21 protein-coding genes and 5 pseudogenes are annotated in these 24,296 nt (G+C 59.8%); 17 read left to right on the forward strand and 9 right to left on the reverse strand.

All coding sequences use genetic code 11. The annotated features are described in order from the left end of the window. The 6 genes and pseudogenes from PU724_RS32295 to PU724_RS32320 all read left to right on the forward strand — a co-directional run. A partial coding sequence (locus PU724_RS32295; protein ID WP_426213776.1) for a hypothetical protein occupies positions 1–196 on the forward strand: 196 nt, incomplete at its 5' end. 116 nt (positions 197–312) lie between these two features. After that, a pseudogene (locus PU724_RS32300) lies at positions 313–1,391 on the forward strand (IS630 family transposase). 1,071 nt (positions 1,392–2,462) lie between these two features. Continuing rightward, positions 2,463–3,092 (forward strand): helix-turn-helix domain-containing protein, encoded by a 630-nt coding sequence (locus PU724_RS32305; protein ID WP_354425714.1) that lies wholly within the window; start codon positions 2,463–2,465, stop codon positions 3,090–3,092. Continuing rightward, a pseudogene (locus PU724_RS32310) lies at positions 3,044–4,269 on the forward strand (type II toxin-antitoxin system HipA family toxin). Before PU724_RS32305 ends, PU724_RS32310 begins: the two are co-directional and overlap by 49 nt. 427 nt (positions 4,270–4,696) lie before the next feature. Next, positions 4,697–5,956 (forward strand): metallophosphoesterase family protein, encoded by a 1,260-nt coding sequence (locus PU724_RS32315; RefSeq protein ID WP_354425712.1) that lies wholly within the window; start codon positions 4,697–4,699, stop codon positions 5,954–5,956. Beyond that, the gene (locus PU724_RS32320; protein WP_354425710.1) at positions 5,953–9,423 is read left to right on the forward strand and encodes an ATP-binding protein; all 3,471 of its coding nucleotides are present in this window, start codon (positions 5,953–5,955) and stop codon (positions 9,421–9,423) included. Before PU724_RS32315 ends, PU724_RS32320 begins: the two co-directional genes overlap by 4 nt. Before the next feature lie 344 nt (positions 9,424–9,767). On the opposite strand, the gene PU724_RS32325 is transcribed toward PU724_RS32320, so the two are convergent. Both PU724_RS32325 and PU724_RS32330 read right to left on the reverse strand, forming a co-directional pair. Next, on the reverse strand, positions 9,768–10,094 hold the full coding sequence (locus PU724_RS32325) for an FCD domain-containing protein (protein WP_354425708.1): 327 nt from the start codon (positions 10,092–10,094) through the stop codon (positions 9,768–9,770). After that, positions 9,976–10,770 (reverse strand): hypothetical protein, encoded by a 795-nt coding sequence (locus PU724_RS32330; RefSeq protein ID WP_426213783.1) that lies wholly within the window; start codon positions 10,768–10,770, stop codon positions 9,976–9,978. Before PU724_RS32330 ends, PU724_RS32325 begins: the two co-directional genes overlap by 119 nt. A 125-nt stretch (positions 10,771–10,895) precedes the next feature. Here PU724_RS32330 and PU724_RS32335 point away from each other — a divergent pair, with 125 nt between their 5' ends. Beyond that, complete coding sequence (locus PU724_RS32335; RefSeq protein WP_426213777.1) at positions 10,896–11,192, forward strand: hypothetical protein; 297 nt, start codon at positions 10,896–10,898, stop codon at positions 11,190–11,192. Here the strand turns inward: PU724_RS32335 and PU724_RS32340 are convergent. Together PU724_RS32340 and PU724_RS32345 are read right to left on the reverse strand one after the other, a co-directional pair. After that, complete coding sequence (locus tag PU724_RS32340; protein ID WP_426213782.1) at positions 11,164–11,421, reverse strand: IS1096 element passenger TnpR family protein; 258 nt, start codon at positions 11,419–11,421, stop codon at positions 11,164–11,166. The genes PU724_RS32335 and PU724_RS32340 overlap by 29 nt on opposite strands. A 437-nt stretch (positions 11,422–11,858) precedes the next feature. Continuing rightward, complete coding sequence (locus tag PU724_RS32345) at positions 11,859–12,761, reverse strand: LysR family transcriptional regulator (protein WP_354425717.1); 903 nt, start codon at positions 12,759–12,761, stop codon at positions 11,859–11,861. A 131-nt stretch (positions 12,762–12,892) separates the two neighbouring features. On the opposite strand from PU724_RS32345, the gene PU724_RS32350 reads away from it, so the two are divergent. The 5 genes and pseudogenes from PU724_RS32350 (at position 12,893) to PU724_RS32370 (ending at position 17,354) form a co-directional block, all read left to right on the forward strand. Next, entirely contained in the window at positions 12,893–14,194 is a 1,302-nt protein-coding gene (locus PU724_RS32350) for a pyridoxal phosphate-dependent aminotransferase (RefSeq protein WP_354425704.1), read from the forward strand. Next, positions 14,191–14,622: a RidA family protein gene (locus tag PU724_RS32355; protein ID WP_354425702.1), complete on the forward strand. Its 432-nt coding sequence runs from the start codon at positions 14,191–14,193 to the stop codon at positions 14,620–14,622. Before PU724_RS32350 ends, PU724_RS32355 begins: the two co-directional genes overlap by 4 nt. A gap of 211 nt (positions 14,623–14,833) precedes the next feature. Continuing rightward, positions 14,834–15,706 carry a LysR substrate-binding domain-containing protein gene (locus tag PU724_RS32360; RefSeq protein ID WP_426213778.1) on the forward strand — a complete coding sequence of 291 codons (873 nt, stop codon included), beginning with the start codon at positions 14,834–14,836 and terminating at the stop codon, positions 15,704–15,706. A 60-nt stretch (positions 15,707–15,766) separates the two neighbouring features. Continuing rightward, positions 15,767–16,354, forward strand: a pseudogene (locus PU724_RS32365) (IS1595 family transposase); the annotation flags it as partial. 43 nt (positions 16,355–16,397) lie between these two features. After that, positions 16,398–17,354 carry a DUF3800 domain-containing protein gene (locus tag PU724_RS32370; protein ID WP_426213779.1) on the forward strand — a complete coding sequence of 319 codons (957 nt, stop codon included), beginning with the start codon at positions 16,398–16,400 and terminating at the stop codon, positions 17,352–17,354. Between the two features lie 118 nt (positions 17,355–17,472). Here the strand turns inward: PU724_RS32370 and PU724_RS32375 are convergent, their stop codons facing one another. Beyond that, positions 17,473–17,763, reverse strand: coding sequence for a hypothetical protein (locus tag PU724_RS32375; RefSeq protein ID WP_354425697.1), 291 nt, complete (start codon positions 17,761–17,763; stop codon positions 17,473–17,475). A 461-nt stretch (positions 17,764–18,224) separates the two neighbouring features. Between PU724_RS32375 and PU724_RS32380 the strand changes: the two genes are divergently transcribed. The 3 genes from PU724_RS32380 to PU724_RS32390 all read left to right on the forward strand — a co-directional run bounded on the left by PU724_RS32380 (position 18,225) and on the right by PU724_RS32390 (position 19,827). Next, positions 18,225–18,611, forward strand: coding sequence for an ectoine synthase (locus PU724_RS32380; protein WP_354425695.1), 387 nt, complete (start codon positions 18,225–18,227; stop codon positions 18,609–18,611). A 71-nt stretch (positions 18,612–18,682) separates the two neighbouring features. Then, the gene (gene glsA / locus PU724_RS32385) at positions 18,683–19,600 is read left to right on the forward strand and encodes a glutaminase A (protein WP_426213780.1); all 918 of its coding nucleotides are present in this window, start codon (positions 18,683–18,685) and stop codon (positions 19,598–19,600) included. Between the two features lie 50 nt (positions 19,601–19,650). Then, positions 19,651–19,827: a hypothetical protein gene (locus PU724_RS32390; protein ID WP_354425721.1), complete on the forward strand. Its 177-nt coding sequence runs from the start codon at positions 19,651–19,653 to the stop codon at positions 19,825–19,827. Between the two features lie 28 nt (positions 19,828–19,855). Here the strand turns inward: PU724_RS32390 and PU724_RS32395 are convergent. From PU724_RS32395 to PU724_RS32410, 4 genes and pseudogenes are all read right to left on the reverse strand, one after another. Continuing rightward, a pseudogene (locus PU724_RS32395) lies at positions 19,856–19,900 on the reverse strand (hypothetical protein); the annotation flags it as partial. 170 nt (positions 19,901–20,070) lie between these two features. Continuing rightward, the gene (locus PU724_RS32400; RefSeq protein ID WP_354425692.1) at positions 20,071–20,262 is read right to left on the reverse strand and encodes a hypothetical protein; all 192 of its coding nucleotides are present in this window, start codon (positions 20,260–20,262) and stop codon (positions 20,071–20,073) included. Beyond that, positions 20,259–20,456, reverse strand: coding sequence for a hypothetical protein (locus tag PU724_RS32405; protein WP_354425719.1), 198 nt, complete (start codon positions 20,454–20,456; stop codon positions 20,259–20,261). The genes PU724_RS32400 and PU724_RS32405 overlap by 4 nt, the downstream gene beginning before the upstream one ends. Before the next feature lie 118 nt (positions 20,457–20,574). Continuing rightward, a pseudogene (locus PU724_RS32410) lies at positions 20,575–20,808 on the reverse strand (ImmA/IrrE family metallo-endopeptidase); the annotation flags it as partial. A gap of 1,040 nt (positions 20,809–21,848) precedes the next feature. Between PU724_RS32410 and PU724_RS32415 the strand changes: the two are divergent. Beyond that, the gene (locus PU724_RS32415; RefSeq protein WP_426213781.1) at positions 21,849–22,289 is read left to right on the forward strand and encodes a c-type cytochrome; all 441 of its coding nucleotides are present in this window, start codon (positions 21,849–21,851) and stop codon (positions 22,287–22,289) included. Then, complete coding sequence (locus PU724_RS32420; RefSeq protein WP_354425690.1) at positions 22,238–23,551, forward strand: molybdopterin molybdotransferase MoeA; 1,314 nt, start codon at positions 22,238–22,240, stop codon at positions 23,549–23,551. The genes PU724_RS32415 and PU724_RS32420 overlap by 52 nt, the downstream gene beginning before the upstream one ends. Positions 23,552–24,296: the final 745 nt, after the last annotated feature.

Below are 24,296 nucleotides of genomic sequence, written 5' to 3' on the forward strand. Positions count from 1 at the left end.
TCTTAAAGGGATCCATGCTATCTCCTTTGCCTGTTCCGAGCAGCTCATGACGGCCTGGCGGCTGGAAACGTTAAGTTCGCGCATAGGGCCGCGGATAGGCCGCGAGATGATCTGTGAAACGATTGCGCGACCTGTGCTCGCGGGTCACGACGCCGTCCTGATGCCCGAATCCACCATGCATCCTGCATCAAGGTGAACAACACGCATTAGGTGAATTTCAGGCAATGGCGCAAAGCGTCGCTAGTGGATTGATCGAAACAAAGGAGTCCGATTTGAGATTCCTTTTCGGCATGCGGTGTGCGACGATATCGCATGCGCACAGGTATCACATTTGAGGTTTCGGCGGCCGATCGGCATCGGCTCGCGGCCATTATTTCCGCAGGAAGCTCGCCGCAGAAGCACGTGTGGCGGGCAAAGATCATTTTGATGAGCGGCGATGGCCTTGGGACCGTTGCGATCATGGCGGCGACTGGCAAATCCAAGACCTGCGTCTGGCGCTGGCAGGAGCGCTTCATGGCCGAAGGTGTGGATGGTCTTTTGCGCGACAAGAGCCGACCGCCCGGCATTGCGCCACTCGATACTGAACTGGTCGATCGGGTGGTCGCACTGACGCTGGAAACGCCGAAGCAGGAAGCCACGCACTGGACCGTTCGTGCGATGGCAAAGGCGGTTGGGATCGCGGCGTCTTCGGTCGTCAAAATCTGGCACGAACATGGTCTTGCGCCGCACCGCTGGCGCAACTTCAAACTATCGAATGACAAGGCTTTTGCCGAGAAACTGCACGACGTCGTCGGTCTCTATGTCTCGCCGCCAGCCCATGCCATCGTGCTGTCTGTCGACGAGAAGAGCCAGATCCAGGCCCTTGATCGGACGCAGCCGGGACTGCCCATCAAGAAAGGGCGCGGCGGCACGATGACCCATGACTATAAGCGCCACGGCACCACCACCCTGTTTGCCGCTCTCAACATCCTCGAGGACTCGGTGATCGGTCGCAACATGCAGCGTCATCGCCATCAGGAGTTCATCCGCTTTCTCAACGCCATCGAGGCGGAACTGCCCAGGGATAAGGCCGTCCACGTCATTCTCGACAACTATGCCACCCATAAGCAGCCAACGGTCCGCGCTTGGCTGGCAAGGCACCCACGGTGGACCTTCCACTTCGTCCCGACTCCTGCTCATGGCTCAACGCCGTCGAGGGCTTCTTCGCAAAACGCACACGACGACGTTTGAAGCACGGCGTCTTTCATTCCGTCGTCGACCTTCAAGCCGCCATCAATCGCTTCATCAAAGAGCACAATCAAGAGCCGCGGCCATTCGTGTGGAAAGCTGACCCACACGACATCATTGCCGCAGTGAAGCGTGGGCACCAAACGTTGGAATCAATCCACTAGCACAAGCCGACATCGAGAGCGTGATGCCCGCAGTCCCGCGCGCACGACTGAGCGGCGAAGGGTTTATAAGCATCCGCTTAAATGGTATCTTCGGCGGTCTTCTTTGAGAGAGGACACCCGGTAAAAGGGTGACTTTGGCCCGGCGGCTACGGCTTCCGGGCCCTTTTCTATTGTGCAGAAGTCATGGCGATGACCTTGGGGCCTCGACACGCTTCAAGCAACGAACGGGGATATCCGGCCATACAGCTTTGGAGCACTCGGCCGGTTCGACCGCGATGGGCCCTGCGACCTGAACGTCTGCTGCCTGCGTGGCGCCAGAAGAGAAAAGCAGTGTTTGAGTTATCAGCGCCGAGAAGCCGGCAACCTGGAGAAGCAGAGCAGCGAACGCGATCTTTCCGAGCATGACCCGACAAGGCGGATGCCCGTCGCTCGTTCCGGACTTACGCGGCTTCGGGCTTGCGACCTATTCCTCGCTGGTCACCATCAGTATGCACATGGGGATCACCTCGTGCGTCGTCGTGGTGTCGGAGACACAGGGCGGGGCATACGTCGCGGCCACGCAGGCCTGGATGTCAACGCGACGAGATAGGTAATCTTCGCCCGTGGAGGTGCTTGTGCCGACAAGCACGTCGTGTACAAAACCCGCTCGGTCCGTCACTGAGGACGCGTCATAGTCCTCACACGTCGACGACAACATTACGCCGCCGAAATCGCCAGCCAATGATGGCTGCGTCATAAGCTCCAAGAGGCACAACGCAACTGCTGCTTGAACATTGGCGTTCCCCTGTCCCCGTCGATGATCGCAGGAAAGAGTTGGCACCGCAATTGGCACCGGAAGGGCAGGGAAGGGCGGTCGCAAGGCGGCGCGCGCCTCGGCAGGGTATCAAAGGCCGGTAATTGAAGCACGCAAGGGCAAGGCATCTTTCAGGGCTACGCTGCTGATTATTAATCTATATCGAATTCGGCACATTGATCATTATTATATATCATATATTGATAGGGAGAGGAGACATGCGTGGGTAGATATAGGATCCTGATCGTCCTCCCCTTTTTGATTATGGATTTCATATCGTGAGCTACCAAAGCGAGAGTCTGATTCGCCAAACACGGGAGGTCCGCGAAGCCTCTGGGGTCAGTCAGCGCGCGCTCAGCGAGCGAGCCGGGCTGACGCAGAGCCATATCTCGCAAATCGAGAGCGGCAAGATGGAGCCGGGACTGTCGAGCTTCATAGACCTGACACGGGCGCTCGACCTCGAGGTCATGCTCGTACCGAAGAAGCTCGTGTCGGCGGTGCTCGGCCTGGTCAAGGCCCAAGCGACGCCGGACATGCATATCCATGCCGGTCAGCCAAACGACAAGCGTTTTGCCCGTGCCGAGCGCCTGGTCAAGAAAATGAAGCGCCTTTACGGCAGCTCAGCCGACCTCGATCGCATCGCAGATACGCTGCGCTTTCTGCGCCGGGTGAACCTCGGCGATCAGGAGATGCAGCAGGTGCGCGAGCTGATCGCCCGCCTCGAGCGCTATCAGGCAAGCGCCCAAGTGGCACCCATCTTGCACGACATCGCGCAGAACCTGCAGCGACTTCGCAACTCGCTCGCCCACCCTGCCCTCGGAGCCGCGGCCCGCCTATTCGCTGGACGGTGGAGATGCCGATGCCTGACGTCTCGGTTCTTGACGTGCGGCTCTACGACGAGGCTGTAGGCACGCTTACCCATTTGCAGGCGATCGGACCATCTTTGCGTTCAACGAAGACTATGTCGAGAACCCGGATCGCCCGACCCTCAGCCTGTCGTTCAAGGACGACCTGGCGGCCTCATCACCAGGATCCGCCCGACACAGAGGGTCGTGCCGCCATTCTTCTCGAACCTGTTGCCGGAGGGCGGCTTGCGTCGCTATCTCGCCGAGCGGGCCGGGGTCAATCAGCAGCGCGAATTCTTCCTGCTGTGTGCTGGGGCTCGACCTGCCCGGAGCGCTCTCGATCCATCCGGCGGCCGGTGACGGCCTTCCTCCTGGTGATGACGAGGATCTTCCGAAGAACGCCAAACCCAATGCGCTGCGCTTCTCGCTCGCCGGTGTGCAGCTCAAGTTCTCCGCGTTTCAGAACGCAGGGAAGGGCGGCGGCCTGGCCATTCCCGCCGAGGGCGCCGGCGGATCGTGGATCGTGAAGCTGCCGTTCCAGCAGTTCACCGGCGTTCCGGAAAACGAGTTTTCGATGATGATGATCGCCGGGATGATCGGCATGGAGGTGCCCATCATCAACCTGGTCGATCTCGATGCAATCGCCGGTATTCCCGAAGGAGTGGGTGAATTAAAAGGGCAGGCGCTTGCTGTCCGCCGCTTCGACCGAAGCGGTGACGGTCCTGTCCACACCGAAGATTTCGCGCAGGTGTTCGGGGTCTTCCCGGATGACAAGTACAAGCGTGCAAGTTACGCCAACATCGCGCGCGTGGTCGGCACCGAGGCGGGCGATGTTGGCGCGGCCGAGTTCATTCGCCGCCTCGTGTTCAGCGCGCTGATCGGCAATGGCGACATGCACCTCAAAAACTGGTCGCTGATTTATCCGGACCGGCGCTCGGCCGCGCTCTCGCCGGCCTACGACCTGGTTTCGACCATTCCCTATATGAAGGGCGAGGACACGGCTGCGCTTAATTCCTCTCGGACGAAGAAGATGGCCAAGCTCGATACCGATGAGCTTCGGCATCTGGCGGCCAAGGCACTTCTGCCGGAAAAGCTTGTCGTCGACACCGCCGCGGAAACCGTCCAACGATTTCGGCAAGTCTGGGAGGCTGAGAAAACGCACCTTCCTCTCGCTGCTACCGTCGTGAAGGCAATCGACGCGCACGCTCCGACCGTGCCACTATTTAGCGAACTCGCATGATCAAGACACGCCTCAGCCCGCCGTCGCCCTGAGAGCATTCGATCTGGCGCATCTGATAGGGTGTCGGCGGTCTTTGGTATAGACTCTGCTATTGTGCGTCTGAATGTAAAATGTGCCGCGGCTTTCAGTCTCGACGATGCTCATCGTGGAGAATGCGCACCGTCAAATAAAACGCCGCAGGGCAGCACGGTCTCCAAGGCCGAAAGGTGGCGCTCGAATTATTTGGCATCATCCGCCGTTTCTTCGAGGACATCGATTTGTCCCTTCCCGCCTTGCCGAGGATCATGGGCCATCATATCTGGATCGCCTCCGCTGCCCAACGCGGTTGGGATTTGCTACCGAGGCTTTGACCTGGTCGCTGGTTTGGGCGAACTGGACTTCGACAGAATTGGCCTGAGCTTCGGTTCCAGCCGGGAGAGCGCCTGCAATGGCATTTCGATTTGTTCATACGGCCGACATCCATCTCGATTCCCCTTTGCGCTCACTTGCGCTGCGCAATCCCGAGCTTGCCGAGCTCGTCGGGGATGCCAGCCGCCAGGCATTTGCCGCGATCGTGGATCTGTGCCTGGAGGAGCGTGTCGACGCTCTCGTTGTTGCCGGCGATCTTTACGATGGCGACCAGACTTCGATGAAGACGGCTCGCTTTCTCGCTTCCCAGATGACGCGTCTCCATCAAGCCGGTGTCAGGGTCTACATGATCCGCGGCAACCACGACGCCATGTCGCGGATTACGAAGCAGCTCGTGTTGCCGGACACGGTGACCACTTTTGGCGGCCGCTGCCAATCCGTGATCCAGCCCGGCGCCGGGGTGGACGTCGCCTTCCATGGGCTGAGCTTCGCCAGCTCGAAGGCGCCCGAAAGCCTGCTGCCGAAATATGCCGGCCCGCAGGAGGGAGCTGCGAACATAGGCATCATGCACACGAGCCTGGCCGGTTCCCCAGGCCATGACGTTTATGCTCCCTGCAGCGTTGCCGACCTGCACGGCCACGGCTTTGACTATTGGGCGCTCGGCCACATCCACGTTCGTCAAGTGTATTCCAGCGCGAGCACGCTCGTGATGGCAGGGATCCCTCAGGGGAGGGACATCAACGAGGCGGGCGAGAAGTCGGTCACGCTGGTCACCATTCGCGACGATCGCTCCGTCGAGATCGCGGAGCGGCTCACCAGCGTGGCGCAGTTCGAACGGGTGAGCATCGATCTGACCGGGGCGACGGAATGGAGCGAGGCGATCGTCCGTATCCGAGCAGGGCTGGAGCAGTCCCGGGAGGCTGCCAGATCGCGCTACCTTGTTGCCCGCCTTGGCCTGACCGGCACTTCGGCACTGTCCTGGTCGCTGATCCGCGACCGGGATTTGCTGATCGCAGAAGCCGAACAGGCTGCCGAGCAGGTGGGCAATAGCTGGGTGGAGAAGGTGGAGCTCGCCCTTTCGACTACCGTGATCGGAGATTTGGAAGGCGGTGCCGATCCTACACTGGAGCTTGCGCAGTCCATGCGCGACAACGCGGGGTCAGAAGCCTTTCGGTCCGACGCGCGAGATCTCATATTGAAGACGATCGGGGATCTGCCGCCAGATGCCCGCGGTTTCGCGGGAAAAGATGAATCAGGGCTCGAAGAGTTTCTTGACGATGTGCTCGAACGCGGGGTCGACCTGGTCACGGCAAGGCTCAAGGCAGGTGCGGCTCGATGAGATTGCGGCGCCTTGATCTCACCCGCTACGGCAAGTTTACTGATAAGGCGATCGACTTCGGCGAGAAGCCGGCTTCAGGCCCAGATCTTCACATCGTCTTCGGGCTGAACGAGGCTGGCAAGTCGACCGCGCTTTCCGCCTACCTTGATCTGCTCTTCGGCATCGAAGAGCGCAGCCGCTACAATTTCCTGCACGAGTACAGCTCGATGCGCATCGGCGGACTGCTCGAATTCGAGGGGCAGGCGCTTGCCGTCTCCCGCACCAAAAGCCGTAGCAACTCACTGCACGACGCCGAAGGCAGGCCGCTGAGCGAAATAGCCATTTCGGCGCACCTCGCGGGCTTGTCCCGCGATGCCTACAGCAGCATGTTCTCGCTCGATGACGAGACGCTGGAAGCAGGGGGCAAGGCGATCCTCGAATCGCGTGGCGATCTCGGCAAGCTCCTTTTTACCGCCAGTGCTGGGCTTGGCCATGCCAGCGATGTCCTGGCCGCACTGGAGACGGAGGCCGACAGTCTTCATCGAAAACAGGCCCAGAGCACCGAAATCGCGTTGCTGAAGAAGCGGTTCGCGGAGCTCAAGTCACGCAAGGAGGCGGTCGACACGTTGGCCTCGACATTCGAGGCGCTTGAGGCGGAACGGGTGGAAACCCAGGATAAATATGATCGCAGTCTGACTGAACGCTCGGCGTTGTCGGCGCGGCTCGCCACGATCGACCGATATATGCGCGCTGCGCCCCTGCTGGCCGAAATAAAACGCAAGGCAACCAGGCTGGCTGAGCTGCCTGACATACCGTCTCCTTCCCGGACCTGGAGTGGCAGCGTCGCGGAATTGATCGATCAGGATGCCCGGTTGAGAACCCGCCTCCAGGCCAATGCCGATGAGATCGATCGGGCGAAGGCAAAGATCGCAGCAATCGCTGTCGATGAGGCTGTGCTGGCGATCTCGGAGCAGGTGCGTGGACTTGCCGATCGCAAGGCGCGCTATTTGTCCGCGGGGATGGATCTGCCGACCCGCAAGATGGAAGTCCAGATGCTTGACCAGGTGGTGGCGAACTGTCTCGCCGCGCTCGGAAGGTCGGCCGAACAAGATCCGTCCCGGCTCATTCTGCCGGCGTTTGTGGTCGGCTCGCTTCGCACCATGGTCGAGCAACGCTCCGGCATCACGACTAGCCTGCGGATGGCCCGCGATGAAGCCGCTGCCGCGCTCGACAGCCTCAACGCTGCACGAGGTCGGGTTGGCGAGGAGAGGGCGGTGCCCGAGCCCGCAAGAGCCAGGCTGATGGCAGCCGTGTCCGAGGCGAAGGCCAGTAGTCACGCAAGCGAGATAAGAGAGGCTCGCGTATGGGAGGACGAGCGGCAAACAAGGCTGGCCGGCGCGATGCGGCGCCTTCGGCCTTGGTCGGGAGATGCGGACGCACTTTCGAAGATGCCGATCCCACCACCCATGCAGATGGCTGGGTGGAAGACACTGGCTGCGGACCTTCAAAGGGAGAAGGCGGTTTTCTCGGAGCGCCTGGCTGAGCATGAACAAAGTCGGGTCGCGACGTTGTCACGTCTAGCTGCTGCTCGCGCCTCGGCCGACATCGCCGACGATGACACAGCCGAAGCCAGTCGCCGAGAGAGGGACGAGGCCTGGCGAAATCACCGGGCGGACCTCAAGACCGAAACCGCAGACGTGTTTGCCGCAGCATTGGCCAAGGACGATCATGTCGGCGCGGCTCGATTGGGCCATGCAGGCGAGCTGGCGGATCTGCGGGCGACCAAGCAGAAGGTGGCCGAGACCGAAGCCGCCATGGAGCGCGTCAGCGGTCAACTCGCCGAGGTGGAAAAGCGCACAGAAATGGCGTCCGCTGAAATCAAGCGAATGGCCATCGCCTTGCTTGAGGATTGCCAGGCGCAGTCACTCGACCTGCTGATCGGACTTCTCGAAGAGCGTATTTCCGCGCGCGCTGATGCGCTTGCCGCCTGGGACGAAATCCTGCTCGCACGCGCAAGGATTGAACGCGCAACGGCCGAGGGAGAGCGGATCCATCTCGGATTGGCCTCGGCTCTTCAAAGCGTTGGAATAGCCTCGGAAGCCGGTGAGGCCTTGGGGGCAATGGTAGTCGCCGCCGACCGCTTCCTCGGCAGGCAGGCGAAGGTCGACGCGGAACGAGCGGAGGCGCTGAGGAGCGTCGCCGCGAAGGAAGAGGAACTGGCAGCCAGGCGGCTCGCTGTTGAAATTTCCGAGCGGCGAGAAAGTGCATGGCAGGCCGAGGTCAGGGAAACTCTGAAGGGCACGTGGCTGGAAGAAGGCATCGCCGGGACCGGCCTTGGCAGTGTGCTCGATCTGTTGTCGGAGCTGTCAAAGACCCTGCAGGATCGTGAGTCCATGCGCATCCGAATCCGCAAGATGGAGGCGGATAGGACTGCATTTGCCGAAGAAGTGGCACGCCTTATCGAGCACGCCAGCGAGCGTGCGAGCGACGAGGCGCCAGAACAGGTGAGCATCAGGCTGACCGAGCGCCTCGAGCAAGCCGAGCGGGCCCGTGAGGCTAGGGCAAATCTCCTCCTTGACGTTCAGAAGTTGCAGGACGTTCGAGAGGCACTGAACGCTGATGTCGCGGCACACGAGACCACAAAGCAGGAAGTGCTCGATGCCTTTGGGGTGAAAACTCTGCCGGAGGTCGTCGAGCGCGATGAACAGCTTCGCGAGCGATACGGCCTGCATAGTGCCGTGGCCGAGCTTGAAGAACGACTCACGAGCGAGCTCGCTCTCGACGATCTCATCCAAGCGCAGTCGTTGCTGGAAGGCCTCGATCTCGATGGGCTCGCAATTGAAAAGGCCGAAGTCGAGCGGCGTCTCGCCGACCTGGATGACTCACTGCAACAGCAGCTCGTCCGACGCACCCGGGCGACCGACAAGCTCGATGCGATCGGCGGCGATAGCACAGTTGCGAGGATCGATGCCGATCGTCGCACGGTCCTTCTGGAAATCGAGGAGAAGGCCGTCCGCTATATCGAATTGAAACTTGGGGTGATGTCGGCGGCGAGCGCGCTCCGGGTGTATCGCGAACGTCACCGCTCCGGAATGATGAGCGAGGCGTCAGACGCCTTCGCTCTGATAACGCACGGCCAATACACAGGCTTGACGACCCAGCCGGTAAAGGGCGGCGACGCCCTCATCGCGACACAGCGGGATGGCCAATCGAAGGTCGCAGACGCTTTGTCGAAAGGCGCGCGATTCCAACTCTACCTGGCTCTGCGCCTCGCCGGATATTACGAGTTTGCCAAGCTCAGGCCCTCTGTTCCCTTCATCGCCGATGACATCATGGAAACCTTCGATCATCTCCGGTCGGAGGAAGTTTTCCGATTGTTCGGCGAAATGGCCGGTGTGGGCCAGGTCATCTACCTCACTCATCATCAGCACTTGTGCGACATCGCCAAGGCGGTCATTCCCGACGTGATGATCCACGAGCTCGGGTAATTTACACGGCACTGCCCGAAAACGGTCAATTCTCCGAAGTCTCGGCGGCTAGCGCCCCTAGCAAGCGTATTCGCCGGGATAAAGCCGTCATCCAGTGGGTCGCGATGGCAATTTCGTCAGGACAGGATTGTTGATTGGCATTGGACCGTGCCACGAACCGTCATCCGCCCAGCAAGCGAAATGCGAAGGAGTACGGCTATTTGCGCGGTCGCCAATGTATGGTCTACGCGGTTGCAGCAGGACGTGTCCGGCAAGCTGATGATTTTTCAATCGCCGCGGCTGAAGCGGGATTGTTCGAGGCAACTGACCATGCCAGTCGTCATTCGGTGTAGAAATGCCGCAGGTCACCCGCTATGCGGATGGCCTGCATGCGCACGCACTGGCAATTGCGTTGCCGCTTCTTCTAAGTCCGCGACCAAGCTCTTGACGGCGGAGTCTTTGTCACCCTCCCGGACTGCATCAATTACCTCAGCGTGGTCCCGATGCCCTGAGCAAGATATTGGTGTCGTCTTTAGCAGGCTGAGCAGCGGACCGTAGCGCATCCACAAAAGTTCAATGAGGTTTACGAGCTCCGGGTTGCCGCAACGCTCGTAAAGGGCAAAATGGAATCGGTGATTGAGCTGAAGATCGGTCCGTGTCACCTGAGCGCCGCGCCCTTCCGACGTTGCCATGCCACAGATAGCGCCTCACGCTTTCGAGCACCGCGACGGCCGCAGGCACCGCGGCGTTGAGCGGTGGTGGCAGGCCACGGGCCATCTGTTGGAGCACCGTGACGCGCATGGTGACGTGGAAATAGTCGAGAACGTGCTCCGCATTGGGACGCATGTAATATTGGAGATCGCGCAGGCAGGCGCCATCCGACATGAAGGTCACCTCCTGGTTCATCGTAATGCCCTGATCGATGAGAAGCGCGTGAAGGCGGCGCTTCGGTTTTTCGTCATGCCCCGCTACAAAGCCAAATCGCCGCACCGGCCCTTCTTCGGGCACGGACTTGCCGACGATCACCTCGAAATTCGTCGGCCGGTCGGTCCAACTGCGCACATAGCCGCCGTCGATGCCGATCGTAACTGGCGGTCCGGGAATCCGCATCTTGTTCCATTCGGCCTGGCATCCACTCGCGAACATGGCTTGCTCGGGGCCGAGCTCGGCTTCGAGGCGCTCGGCGAGGCGCATCGCGTCGTTCCTGATCGTCGACGCGTTCACGGTCCCATCGATCGGCAATACGTCCGCCAGCAAAGCGGCAGTTACACCGTAGGCCGCAAGTGACGCCCAACGCGCCTCGAGCGGGTAACGCGTTCGGGCAACGCTGGCAGAACAGGCGCGACAAAGCCGGGCATCGCTTGGCATCGGCAGCGTCGATATCGGGGACTTGGCAGAGCGAGCTTGCCGAAGCACGTGCGCACGGTGATTGTCCGGTTATCCTTCAGCCAGCGGGGTCTGCAGCAGTCTGGGCAAGGCCGCTGGTACCGGGAATGATCCATCACCTGAGCACCGGTGATCGCGGTCTGGAGCGCAGCAAGAGCCTTCTTCGCTTCTTCCAGCGTCAGACCGAGTTCATCGATCGACAGCGCACCGTCTGTTCGGTCGAAGCTGATAATCTCTTGCGTTTCGTCTGCTGCGTCGCCGCCGTCGATCATGAGTTGAATGGCAAACCGCATCCGCATCCCTCCTTATCTGCAGGAGAGGGAAGCACGTCGACCTGTTGCGGTCAGCCCCTGGTGAGCTCCGAAAATTCGAGTTTCAAGCTGCATTCACCTCGCGCCGGCTGAAGCGCTCGGGTTCGAAGTTGCGCGGCGGATCATCGCCATCGGTATCTCCTTCATCCCCATGAAGCAGCCGATCGATGTCGCCGAAGCGGATCCGATTGACGAGCGCCATATAACCTGGTGGACCAATATCCTCAGGCGGACCGGCACGCGCGCCGGCGATGCAGACCGGGTAGACCTTGCCGCCCTCTCGCTCGAGCTTGGCCTCAACTCGGATCTCGTGTTCCCCCAGATCGCCGAAATCGTACTCCTAGCGGATCCTCTGGCACACGCGCAGTTGGAGATCGGCGAGCGTCACCTCGCGGCCAGCCGCGTCGCGGTGGCGGTCGCCAGTCCAAGTCGTACCCAGTGCCGGCCGTGCAGCTTGAAGCATGGAGATGATAGTCCTCCCAGCGGTATGCGATCTGATTGTTCGGTGCAGCGCGTAGAGCGTCATTTCTTCCGGAACGAGCAGCCGGCTGCCATAACATCGGCGAGATTTGTCGAAAGCTCACTTTGAGTTGGTACACTTCGGAATTTGCAACGTCCGACATGGCGGTCAGGCTAACTCAGAGCCGACGTCCCCCAACTTTTTCATGCTCCCAACCCGGCTACAGCCGGATGGCCTGTGGTGGCGATCTCCGCTTCTCCGGTGGGTTCTCCGGTATCAAGATCTGTCGCAGCCCAGGACTAGCCATTTGAGCTTGTTTCCGGAGCATCCGGCGGGTCCAGAAGGGTGGTGGTGCAGCATTGCACGAATGCGTCGATCGCCGCGATCCGCGGCCCGGAGCGATTCCACAGAACCCCTGACTGGCGGGCCTGCACGTCGGGCAACGCAATCTTCCGGAGGTGCAGACCCTCCGGCCATGGCGGCGCCCAGTCCGGCACGATCGACAGCCCAAGCCCGCGTTCGACCAGCGTGACGATGGCATCGAGCGCGTCAAGCTCAAGCCATTCCCTGACCTTCAATCTGTGTTGGCGCAGGTAGCGGTCAATCAGTTGCCCTCCCCACTGGTTCCGGTCATAGCGGATGAAAGGAAGGCGCTCCAATGCCTCGTGTGGATCGTAGAGCTCCACAGCAGCCGGCGCGATCAGCACCAGTGGCTCATGCCGCAACGTGTGCCATGCGATGGATTTAGGCATCGCGAAATGGGGTCGCACCAGCACTGCGGCGTCAAGTTCGCCGGCCAGGAGGCTGTGATAGAGATCCACCGATGCGCCCGGTCGAATGAAGGCCTCGACATGGGGGAAGCGTGTGCTGAGCCTGGCGAGAATATTGGGCATGAGGCCGGTCAGGGCAGTCGCGGTCGCACCGAGGCTTAGCTGCCCGGCCGGCAGGTCATCGGCGGCGGCTGCCCTGAGGTCGCGCATAGCCGCAAACAGCCTTTCCGTTTGCCCGAGCACGGCCAGCCCCGAAGCGGTTGGGCGCATGGTGCGGCCAACCCGGCTTACGAGGGAATGTCCGAGTTCGTTCTCCAGCGCGCGCAGGCGCTGCGCAACGGCCGCCGGGGTCAGGTTCAGGCGGCGCGCGGCTTCAGCTACTGACCCATGGGTGGCAACACTGACGAAGCTCTCCAGAAAACGAATGTCCATACCCAACAAAATCTATCTTTTGAAAATACTGCAACCAATATTTTTTTATTACCAGATTCAATCTACGAGACTGAAGCGCAACCGCCCGTTGGGGAACAAGGGGCGCCCGGGCGCTTTGATCGAGCGTCGGAATGTTCCTGAAACCGCGCACGCCCCGCATCCCGATGCGCCACGGCTTGCCGCCATGGCCACATCCCGCCATTGAAAGTAGATTGATGATGTCCATTCACGAGAAATTCAGCAAGCTGGCGACAGATAACGCACCGGGGCAGGAAGTGCGGCGACGGTCGGAAGACCTCGCGCTTTTGTTTCGCGGCGAACCCCTGGAGGGGATACCGGTGGACTTCTCCCATGGGGACGTCGACGCCTTCCTGCCGACACCGGGCTCTTTCGAGACCTTCGAGGCTGGCGTCGTAGCCGGAGGCAGGCATGCCTACACCGAGTACCGGGGCGATATCGGCATCCGTCAGGTCGTAGCCAAGAGGCTGGCGCGGTTTACCGGGGCGTCGGTCGACGCGGCAGAAGGAATGATCATTACCCCCGGAACGCAGGGCGCGTTGTTCCTTGCTGTCGCGTGTACCGTATCGCGGGGCGAAAAGGTCGCGATCATGCAGCCCGACTACTTTGCCAACCGTAAGCTGGTGGAATTTTTCGAGGGACAGATCATCCCGGTACACCTTGACTATGCGAACGGGGACGAGCGCGCCGGTATCGATCTCGACCAGCTTGAAGCAGCGTTTGTCGCCGGGGCGAAGGTCTTCCTGTTCTCCAACCCGAACAATCCGGCTGGCGTAATCTATTCGCCCCAGGAGATCGGGGCAATCGCCGCACTAGTGGATCATCACGGCGCGATCGTCATCGCCGATCAGCTCTATTCACGGCTTCTGTATTCCGGAAATACCTACACGCACCTCAGGGCCGCGGCCATCAACCCCGAAAACGTCGTCACGATCATGGGGCCATCGAAGACCGAGTCACTCAGCGGCTACAGGCTCGGAGTGGCGTTCGGCTCTAAAGAAGTCGTGGGCAGGATGGAGAAACTCCAGGCTATCGTCTCGCTGCGCGCCGCCGGCTACAACCAAGCCGTCCTGCGTGGCTGGTTCGCCGAGCCGGATGGCTGGATGGATCAACGCATCGTTTTGCATCAGGCGATCCGGGACGATCTTCTGACGGTCTTGCGTAGCGCCGACGGCCTTTCGGCGCGCACCCCGCAGGGGGGCAGCTATCTGTTTCCGAGCTTTCCCGATCTCGTTGTTTCGCCACAGGACTTCGTGCGCATTCTGAGGGCACAGGCCGGCGTAACGGTCACGCCCGGAACCGAATTCAGCCCGTATTGCGCCAACAGCCTGCGTCTGAATTTTTCACAGGACCATGAGGCCGCCGTGCAGGCGATGCGGCGTCTGGTTACGCTCGTCGAACGGTACCGCAAATGAGCACGGCAGGCGCGGCGAAACCTGTCCCGCAGGGGAATTACGTCGCAGCGCGGCGCTGCGGCAGCCTCGTCTTCACCGCCGGCATGACGCCGCGGCGAAACGGCATTCTGACGATGGTTGGACCCATCCAGCCGGGCACGCCGCCGGAGGCTTATCGCGACCCGGTGGTGCTGGCGTGCGCCAACGCATTGGCAGCGGCGCGAAGTGTTCTTGCCGACAGCGAGAGTATAGCGGCAATCATCACCCTCACGGTCTATACTGCGGCGCAACCGGGCTTTAGCGCTCATAGCGCCATTGCGGATTTCGCCTCCCGGTTTCTTCAGGATGAACTGGGACAGGCTGGTATCGGGGCGCGTACGGCCGTCGGCGTGGCGACCCTGCCCGGAAATGCACCCGTAGAGATCCAGTTGGTCGCGGTGGTCGCCTGAGCAGGCCTTTCACCGACTTCCAGCCCTTTCGTCACATGATTTTTCCCTCTCTTCCTTGACTGACAGGGATGCTTTAGAACGGAAGAGAGACCGCGAGTATGCCTGCTGCGGGGTTGCTGAATCCGCAGGCGGGGCAGCCTTGAGGGGCACGATGGATTGGCGCAACTGCGCCCCGGAGCGTTGCCAAACGGGATTTGGTGCTTAGCCTATGATGCCTCCCCTGAACTCGCTTCGAGCCTTTGACGCCGCCGCCAAGTACGAGAGCATCTCGCGCGCAGCCGAAGAACTGTCGGTGACCCATACGGCGGTGAGCCGGCAGGTGCGCAATCTGGAGGAATGGTTCGGAACGGAGCTTTTCCACCGCGAGGGACGCGGCATCCGCCTGACCCATACGGGACAATTGCTCCGGGAGCGTACGCGCAGGGTTTTCAACGAACTGAGCGAGGTCGGCCGCAGCTTCCGGCAGCGCGAGCGCGCCGGAACCATCATCATCAGCAGCCTGCCGTCCATCGCCACGCACTGGATCGCGCCGAACATAGGAATATTCACCGACCTTCACCCGACCATCCAGGTCCAGATCCAGTACTCGAAACTGGAGGATCAGTTCGCCTATGGCAATTTCGATGTCCTGATTTCCGATCACCGTCAGGAAGCAAAAGGCGTGGTCTCAGAGCCGCTGTTTTCCCGGCGTTGCCAGCCGGTCTGTTCCAGGGAGTACCTGAGCGCGAACCCGCATCTGTCCGCTCCCGAAGCCCTGCTGACTGCCAAGCTGTTGCATGACGAGCATAAGGAAGGCTGGCGGGAATGGTTTCGCAAGAACGGTCATATCGTACACGGCGACATCCCCGGCAACATCTTTCAGGACTTCAGCCTTCTCTATGCGGCGGTCGCGTCCGGGCAGGGCGTGGCGCTTTGCCCGGTCGAGGCGTTCAGGTCGCAGCTGGAAATCGGACAGCTGGTATCGCTTTCCGGGATCGAAGTGCATCAGGACAAATACTACAGTCTGGTCCGCTCGGAAAACCCACGCCTGATCGTGAAGCAGTTCGCCGACTGGTTTCTGGCTCGGTGCCGTGGCACGACCTGAATCCCGAACTCATTCCCTTGGCAAATCGTTTTTCCAGGACCGAGGGAGTCGCAAGTTCAAGTGCGCCGCTTGTGGTGCGCAGTTCTCCGTCACGTTCGCTCTATCTTCGCTTCGCGCAAGCTGACGTTTGTCGATCTGCTCGCCGCGATCTGCCTGCTCGTCAACGGCGCCAAGGGCATGTCGGCTGTCCAGTTCTCTCGCGATCTGGACGTTCAATACAAGACTGCCTTCGTGCTGGCTCACAAGCTGCGCGAAGCCCTTACGGCTGAAACCAAGAACGAAACCCTTGAAGGCGAAGTGGAGATCGACGGCGCTTACTTTGGTGGCGTGGTGCGCCCTGAGAACCGCGTGGAAGACCGTAAGGACCGTCGCGTGAAGGCTAACCAGTCAGACCGGCGCCGCGTTGTGATCGCCCTGCGCGAGCGCTGGCCGCACCCTCACTTTTCGTTCGCAACCGCGAAGCCGAAGGCGTCGAAATCGCCCGCGCTCGTATGCTGGCCGGTTCCAAGCTGTTCGCGGACGAGGCCACCCATTGGGATGTGCTGAAGGCTGATTACGCTTCGACCCGCATCAACCAACGGCCACGACAAGCATACCAATATGGTGGAGAGCTATTTCAGCCGCCTGCGCCGCGTGGTCGCCGGCCAGCACCACCACGTGTCGCACAAGTACCTTTACCAGTACGCCAATCATGCCGCTTGGCTTGAAGATCACCGTCGCCGGTCAAGCGGCGGCAATGCCAATGCCCTGCTTGGTGGCGCGCTCGCTCATTCAGTTAGTCGCGTATGGGCGGGGTATTGGCAACGCGCTTCCTAACTGTCATGAAGTGTCACCATTAGAAAGACAAGAAATGCCGCGCCCTTATACTCTCTACATGGATGAATCGGGCAAGCGCCACCCAGACAAGAAAGCCGATGCATCCCGCGAGGGACGCGATTGGTTTGGCTTTGGCGGTTATCTGGTCCGAGGCGAAGATAATGACGCCGTTAGGGACCTTGTGGGGGAATTTTCCGCGCGGTGGAACCTTCGGCAGCCGCTTCACATCACGGATATGCTGTCCGAATCGAAGGGGTTTGCATGGCTTGGCCGGGCAGATCAGGCGACTCGGGAGGAGTTCTGGAACGGTTGGCGTCACGTCTTATGCAGCGCCCCGGTGATAGGCCTAGGGTGTGTCATCGACCGACCCGGCTATGTCGCGCGGGGCTACCTAGAGAAGCACAAGGACAAGTGGCTTCTATGCCGAAGCGCCTTTGACATAACCGTGGAACGCGCCGCGAAAATCGCCCGACTGGAGGATAGGAAGCTCCATGTCGTCTTTGAGCAAGACGCCGCAGTTAACGAGATTGTCACCGGGTATTTTCAAAATCTGAAGGAAAATGGCTTAGGCTTCGACGGCAAAAACAGCCAGAAATACAAGCCTTTAACTCAGGCGGAATTTGCCGAGACATTAGGACGAATCCAGCATAAGCCAAAGTCGCACACGATGCTCCAAGTCGCCGATAGCTTCGTCTATGCTATGTCGCGGCACGGGTACGATAAGAAATTTTGGATCCATCGGAGCTTGCGAGACAGGAAGCGCCTTGCCGACTTCGCACTTGACGCTGAGCATCTGCCGCATTTGGGCATCAAATACTACTGCTTCGACTAGATACGAAAAAACCGGGTTTTACCCCGGTTTTTCGCGGCCCCCGTACGGTGAGCCTGAAAGGCCTTGCAGCCTCAAGGAGGCAAAATAGGCATCGGATTCTTGCTGTCAAGTTAATTCCTTAGTTAAGTTCTGCTGCCTTCGTGTCCTTTATGCCATTTTCTCGCGCCATTGACGCTCTCCGCCGCCAGCCCTTTGCCGTCTTGATATTGTTCATGAGCGGCTTCACAAGCGCGGAATTCCATCCCTTCGCTTGCACGATTCGCGTTGCCGTCTCCTGGTTTGACGTGCTGCCTTCCGCCTCATGCTCCAGGATGAGCCGGTAAAGCTCGCCCTTGCGGAATCGGCTTGGAGTGCTCCGTAGCGACACGATCTGCGCAGGATCGCCCTTGTAGCCAAGGATGAGCAGCACGGCGTCTATGTGCTGTAGCTGGTGAGCCAGGTCTGCACCCTTGAACCGGATCGCGCCCGATATCTCGGATCGCTTGGCGACAATCGCGTTGATCGCGTGTTCGTATCAGGGTGGAGCGGACGCTAGGGGCAACTCTTGGCATCCCCGGATTTTATGGGAACATGCGAGCCGTTCGTGATGGATATGTAGTCTGGCCGCGGCGCCTCGCGCAGCAGTGCCTCCATATCAATCGAATATAAATCGCGGTATGTGTTCAAGAAAGTCACATGCCGGCCCAGAGAGGGTTCAAGCCGCCGTTTCTTAACCCCAACACATAGGAGGATGCTTGCTTGAATGTTTTTTGCACAAAACTTGATTGAAAAACTCGATTGTGGCGGCAGATCCCGGCGCTCTAAGTTTTTCCAACCGGCACGATGCTAATATTTTTCAGATATTATTAATCTACGAAACAGGAGAAAATCGTGATCATCCGTACCCTGGAAGATGTTGAAAAGACGGAATTTTTTGTAAATTTTGGAAATGGTACCAGTCATCGCCTACTGACGGCGAAAGACAACATGGGGTATACGGTATGCTATACTGTAATGGAGCCGGGCAAGGAATCGCATCAGGAGTATCGAAACCATCTTGAGGCCTGTTTCTGTGTTTCAGGCACTGGTGAAATCGAGGACGCCGACGGTAATATCCACAAGATTACGCCCGGCATGATTTATGCGCTCGACAAGCATGACCGCCACTATCTGCGCAGCGACAAGGATGAGCCGCTTGTACTTATCAGCGTTTTCAACCCCGCCCTGACCGGCATTGAAGTTCACAAGTTCACGAACGAAGGGGCGTCCTCGTATTAAGACGAAGAGGCCATTTCTGCGTGGTGGAGAACATGACGGTTCGAGCACTTGACCCAGCGGCCGTGGCGGGCATGGCCACCATAGCCCGAATGGCGGCGGCCGAGGGAGAGTTGAACGACTTCATCCCCGCCCTCGCATCCGTGCCGCGTGACAAGTTTGGACTGGTGCTGTCGGACATGTCGGGCGAGCTTGTCTCGCTTGGCGCGTGCCAGGAAACGTTCTCCATCCAAAGCATCAGCAAGCTGCTCGTCCTGATTGCGTTGGTGCGAGACTCCGGCGATGAACTCTGGCTCCGCATCGGCGCGCGGGGGAGCACCGCTGAGCGTTTCGACAGCATCGCCATGCTGGAATTCAATCGGGGAATTCCAACGAACCCGTTCCTCAACGCGGGAGCGCTGGTCATGACCGACATGTTGCTGGAAAGGACCGATGCACCACAAGCCGCCATCGAGGAACTGCTGTTCGCTCTGACAGGAGACCCGGCCATGTCTGTCAATCAGGACGTGGCGGCTTCAGAGATACAAACGGCCGACCGCAACCGTGCCCTTGGCTACTATCTACGCTCATGGGGAAATCTGAAACAGGATGTCGGACGAGTCGTCGAACTCTATTGCCGGCTATGCGCGACCGAGCTTTCGTGCCTGCAACTTGCCCGGATCGGTGCGAACCTCGCTATACCCGGCAAGCTCCCCTGGCTTTCCGGCTCTGACCACGAAAGGCTCCTGTCGGTGCTTCGCGACTGCGGCCTCTATGGCGACAGCTTCGATGTCGGTGTCCGGTTCGGACTACCGGCGAAAAGCGGGTCTGGCGGCGGTATTCTCGCCATTGTTGCCGGCCGGTACGGACTAGGAGTGTGGTCACCGCCTCTTGCAGCCGGAGGAAATTCCGCAGGGGGGATGAGTATCCTGCGTCAGCTCGGGCGCGCACTTGACGGCGCGAGCGTGCTGCTGCCGCATCCTGACAATCTCTTCCGCAGAGAACAGGTGTGACATGGTGCCAGATACTGAAAGTCGATGCAGGCGTGACGCAGGCGGGTCCGATGCGGGTCATTGGCTTGCTGGCTCCCGATTCCGATCCGATCATCGAGCGCGATATCTGGAACTATGCCTGCCGGTTTGATTTCGACGTTGTCACGACCCGCATTCCGCTACCCCAGCCCTATACGACCGAGAGCGGGCACCCGCCTCCCACGAGCCGTACCGCACCGTGTGAATGATGAACTGGTAAGGGTGTATGCTTTCCCATCCCATCGCGACCTGAAGGACGCCATGAAACTCGCGTATCGTCATCGTCGAGGGAACTTGAACCTACGCCGCACCATCGGGCTCACGTCGTGCAATCAGATGCGAGATTGCGGATGGAAATCTCATCCTCCATCACTGCCCGGGATTTAGCGAAAAGGGTGGAGTGCACCCCCAGACTGAGACAGGGAAAATCGCGGACACCGTCCCGTGTTCAGCTATGCCGCCATTTCCATCCGTCGTCTACCTGAATGCAACTGTTCGTATTCCTCCGGCGTGAGATAATCGAGCCCCGAATGCAGGCCGCCGCGTGTTGTAAACGGTCTCAATGAAAGCGCCGATGCGCCTGCGGCTTCATCAGCGTCCTTATAGACGAGACCTTGCACCTCTTCCTGCTTCAGGGTTTTCATGAAGGTCTCCGCCTTTGTCCCCAAAGGGCAAACCCGTCACGAGCGACAACCATCGCCGAACGCTGATCGGTGAAGTCGATCCATTTCCGCACGGCGGCCAACAGAGAGACGCCGTAGCGATTGGTGACATGATTCAGAAGCGACCGGGTGATTTCCCTGCCGCTCACTTGCTGGTGGTAATCGTCGATCGGCATCAGCAGAAACGACGCAAGGTATCTGCGTCTCCTCGCGCTCTCTGTCTGACTCCTTCCATTTGTTGCTCTGTAAAGGCGAGCATTCGAAGTCCAGGCCTGTCGGGCTCGATGCATTCGCGTAGTCGGCCGCAGTCAATGGCCGACTATGCATGACGTAGTGCCCGAACTCGTGCGCCAGCGTGAAGCGTTCCCGGCCTGGGTATCGCGTCGTCGTACTGAAGAGGATTCGCCACGACGGCCTTTTCCGGTTGGCACGCAGCATGCCCTCACCCTCGCCATCCACGTGCCCGAGGATCAGGCTGGCCATCAGCTTCGTCACTGATCGGCGCGTCGTGCCGGCAGCGCCTGCCATTGCGGCGTCTGCACCCTGTTGGCGTCGTTCGGCTTCGAGAACAGATCGAACTGGTATGTCGTGGGCTGGCGCGGCATGGACATCTCCCGATTTGCGTGAGAGCCCAATGCTGCGCCCATCTCCGGCGATTGCGATGGGGCGCCCGTGTCAAGGAGCAGCTCCGCCAGGGTGCCCAGCGCGGCAAGGTCGACGTGCGGAGCAGTCGTGATGCGCCAACTTTCCGATCGATCACTTCGTGAATATGGACTTGGCGACCCGCCCAAGGATGCCATGGAGAGAGAAGCTCGCGCTCCGGACCGGTCCCGTGGGTGTTACGTCGTGGCCTATGCCGAGGTCATCACCGCAACCGGCTCCGACGCTGTGCTAATCGAAGGCTCCGCGTCTTCGCCGGTTGCTCACCTCGCGCCCCACGGCGTAACAGAAACGGTCGAGGCTTAATCGCCGCTGGATGAATGTTCAGTGCAGGTCAGTTGGCACAAGCGTTGCAGAGCTATTTGCAAGAACATTTCGCCTAATGGGTGGGACCGCATGAATTGCTGCAACAAGCTGCCTGACATCGGCCGCCGTCAATTTCTAAGGGGAGGAACGTATGCCGATGCAGGAATGGCCATAGCTGTCGCGCTGCCTGCAGACTCAGACAAGGTCTCCACTGGGGCTGACACTCATCGAATACCCGTCGAATAGGCTGAAGCCGAACGAACCTTCGACGTCAGTTACGAGACGGTGCGGGCGGACCGCGACATTGTCGGATTCTCGACCACGTGCCCGCACAAGGGCTTCCCATGGAACTACAACGCCGATGAACACTCCTCTAGTTATCCCGGCCACTACTCACATTTGAGAAAGTAGCAGATCTGGGACCAGTCGACGGCCAATATTCCTCATACGAGCTGCGCATCGACGCCAAGGGCGAAATCTACGCCGAGGGAGTCGGCGAGCTTCTTTACGGCCGCCTGAGCAACGTACTTTAAGCGAGGATTGGGATCATGGCTTATAGACATATCGACCGCCTGCCGTATCTTTAATCGGGGAATTCCTGCGTGAAATATCTGTTCGTGGGTGCCACAGTGGTTTTGGCGTTACCGCCTCCGGTCGCGCGGGCCCGGGATATCGAGGGAGGCAAGGCGGTCTTCAAAAAGTGCGCGGCCTGTCACAACGCTGATACCGAAGTGAACAAAGTGGGGCCATCCTTGAAAGGTGTCGTGGGCCGGACAGCGGAGACCCTCCTTGGCTATTCTTATTCGAAAGCCGTGAAGGATGTTGGCGCTGAGGGCCTCGCATGGGATGAGCCGAACCTGATGGAATATCTGGCAAATCCCAAAGAGAAAGTGCCGGCGAGCAAAATGGGGTTCCCTGGCCTCGAATCCCGAGGACGTCAAAAACGTCATCGCCTATCTCAAGAGTATGTCAGGTTAGAAACCTTTGGCCGTTGCGCTTCGAGAACATCGCAAAGGAGGAAGCGATCGTGTTTCACGCTATGAAACCTGTTTTGAAAGCCGACTGTTCTGCCGGGCAGAGTGGCGAAGCTATCCCGTTCGGGACGGCGGTAGCCAAAGCCATCGCGCTCGCCAAACCTGTTCGACATAGGGAAACGGTCTCGCTCGTCGGTGCATTGGGGAGGGTTTGCGCGGCCGATATATGCTCACCTATTTCGCTGCCTCCGTTCGATAATTCGGCCATGGACGGATTTGCCGTTCGAACGGCAGATTTCGATGGGGAAGGGCCTTGGACTTTTCGTGTCGCTGAACGGGTGATCGCCGGCGATGTACGCGTTCTTGAGAACCTCAACCCCCGAACCGCACTCAGGATATTCACGGGAGCACCCGTTCCGTGGACCTTCGACGCCGTGGTTATGCAAGAGCGCTGCGACCAAATTGGCGACACCGTCACGATTTACGAGCGGCCCCATCGTGGCCATCACATCCGTTTTGCTGGCGAGGACGTCAGCGCGGACGCCGAACTGATAAGGCGGGGCAAGGGCCTATCCGACAGGGATCTAACCTTGTTGGCAGCGGTGGGGATCGGCGACGTCCATGTGCTTCGAAAAGTCCGGATAGGACTGCTCTCGACCGGAACCGAATTGAAAGAACCGGGTGAACCCCTTGAGCACGGTCAGATTTACAATTCCAATCAGATCATGATGAGCTCGTTGCTGGCGGGTTGCCCTTGGGCGGAAATCGTCGATTTCGGCACGGTCCCTGACAGCCTGGGGCTCCTCAAAGACGTTGTCGCTCGCGCCGTCACGTCCTGTGATGCCCTCGTTACCAGAGGCGGGGTCTCGGCAGGCGAGGAAGACCATACAGTGGTGGCTGTTCAGGCTCATGGAGCCGCCCTTGACGTCCTCAACGTCGCGATGCGGCCGGGCAAGCCGCTGAAGGTCGGAAGGATCAGAAGAACACTCTTTGCAGGGTTGCCGGGCAATCCCAACGCGGCGCTCATAGCGTTCCGTCAGATTGTCCTGCCTGCCTTGCGAAGGCTGGCAGGCCTCGCGGAGACCCAGCCGCAATGGTTCTCGGCGGTGGCTGGCTTCAGCTGCAAAAAGCGGCAAGGCCGAACCGAGTTTGTACCCGTGCGCATATCCGGCCGCACCGAAAGGGGCGAACCTGTGCTGGAGATGCTTGAACGTGGAACCGCGGCCAATTTGATGGCCGTTGCGTTGGCCGACGGCATCGCACTCTTGCCGCCTGAGGCCGCCGAAATCAAAAACAGCATGCCGCTACACTACGAACCCTTTGGGACCTAGCATTTGGTGAGTCTGCCTGGAAAGTCAGCCTGCCCGCCGCTTCGATAACGCTCGAACCAATTCGCATGCGCCGGCTGTCACCATAATCGGGCGGCACATAGTCGGGTTCGTCAATCACGACATCCGGCGAAGGTGTAACCCTAGCTGTTCTCTCCGGCGGAGAGGCTGTTCCGCTTGCGATCTCCGACGCCGAACTTGCCGGTTCTTCCCCCTTGGTCGCCATGATTTAGCCCGTCTTGCTCGCGATGCCCATGCCTCTATCAAAAGTAGTTGGTCACCATAGGCCAAGCAATATTCTATCCAAACCAAAGCGGCTTGTTCACTCCGAAGCTTCATACGAAGATGATCTCACAGTCATTTTTCGCGATACGAGAGTGACGCTATCGCCGGCAGCGGCTTTCGGTACTGCGCCTCCCAAGAGCGTCTTCCCGAATCTTCCCGATCGGCGAACACCAGCAAGGAAATGCATCAGATGCCGCATGGTTTTCGGCGTATACGGTAGGTCAAGATTCCCGCAGACGCAGACTTTTGCAACTGCCGGGAAACGAGCGTGGGACGCCGCGCGGTTAGAACGCACTGCTCCGGCATAGTCTGCCCGGTTATCCGCACGATTGTCCCTAAGCGCCGAGCGGATTTGCGGCCAGGGGAAGTCCGGGCACTCCTCGCACCCTCGTCTTCGCGCAACACCGCATGCTTAACAGAAACGATAGCGCGCGCTCTCACAATTGATGGCCTGGCGACGCCG

Origin of the sequence: Mesorhizobium abyssinicae (assembly GCF_049887195.1) — a bacterium.
In the GTDB taxonomy this organism is placed as follows: Bacteria; Pseudomonadota; Alphaproteobacteria; order Rhizobiales; family Rhizobiaceae; genus Mesorhizobium; species Mesorhizobium abyssinicae.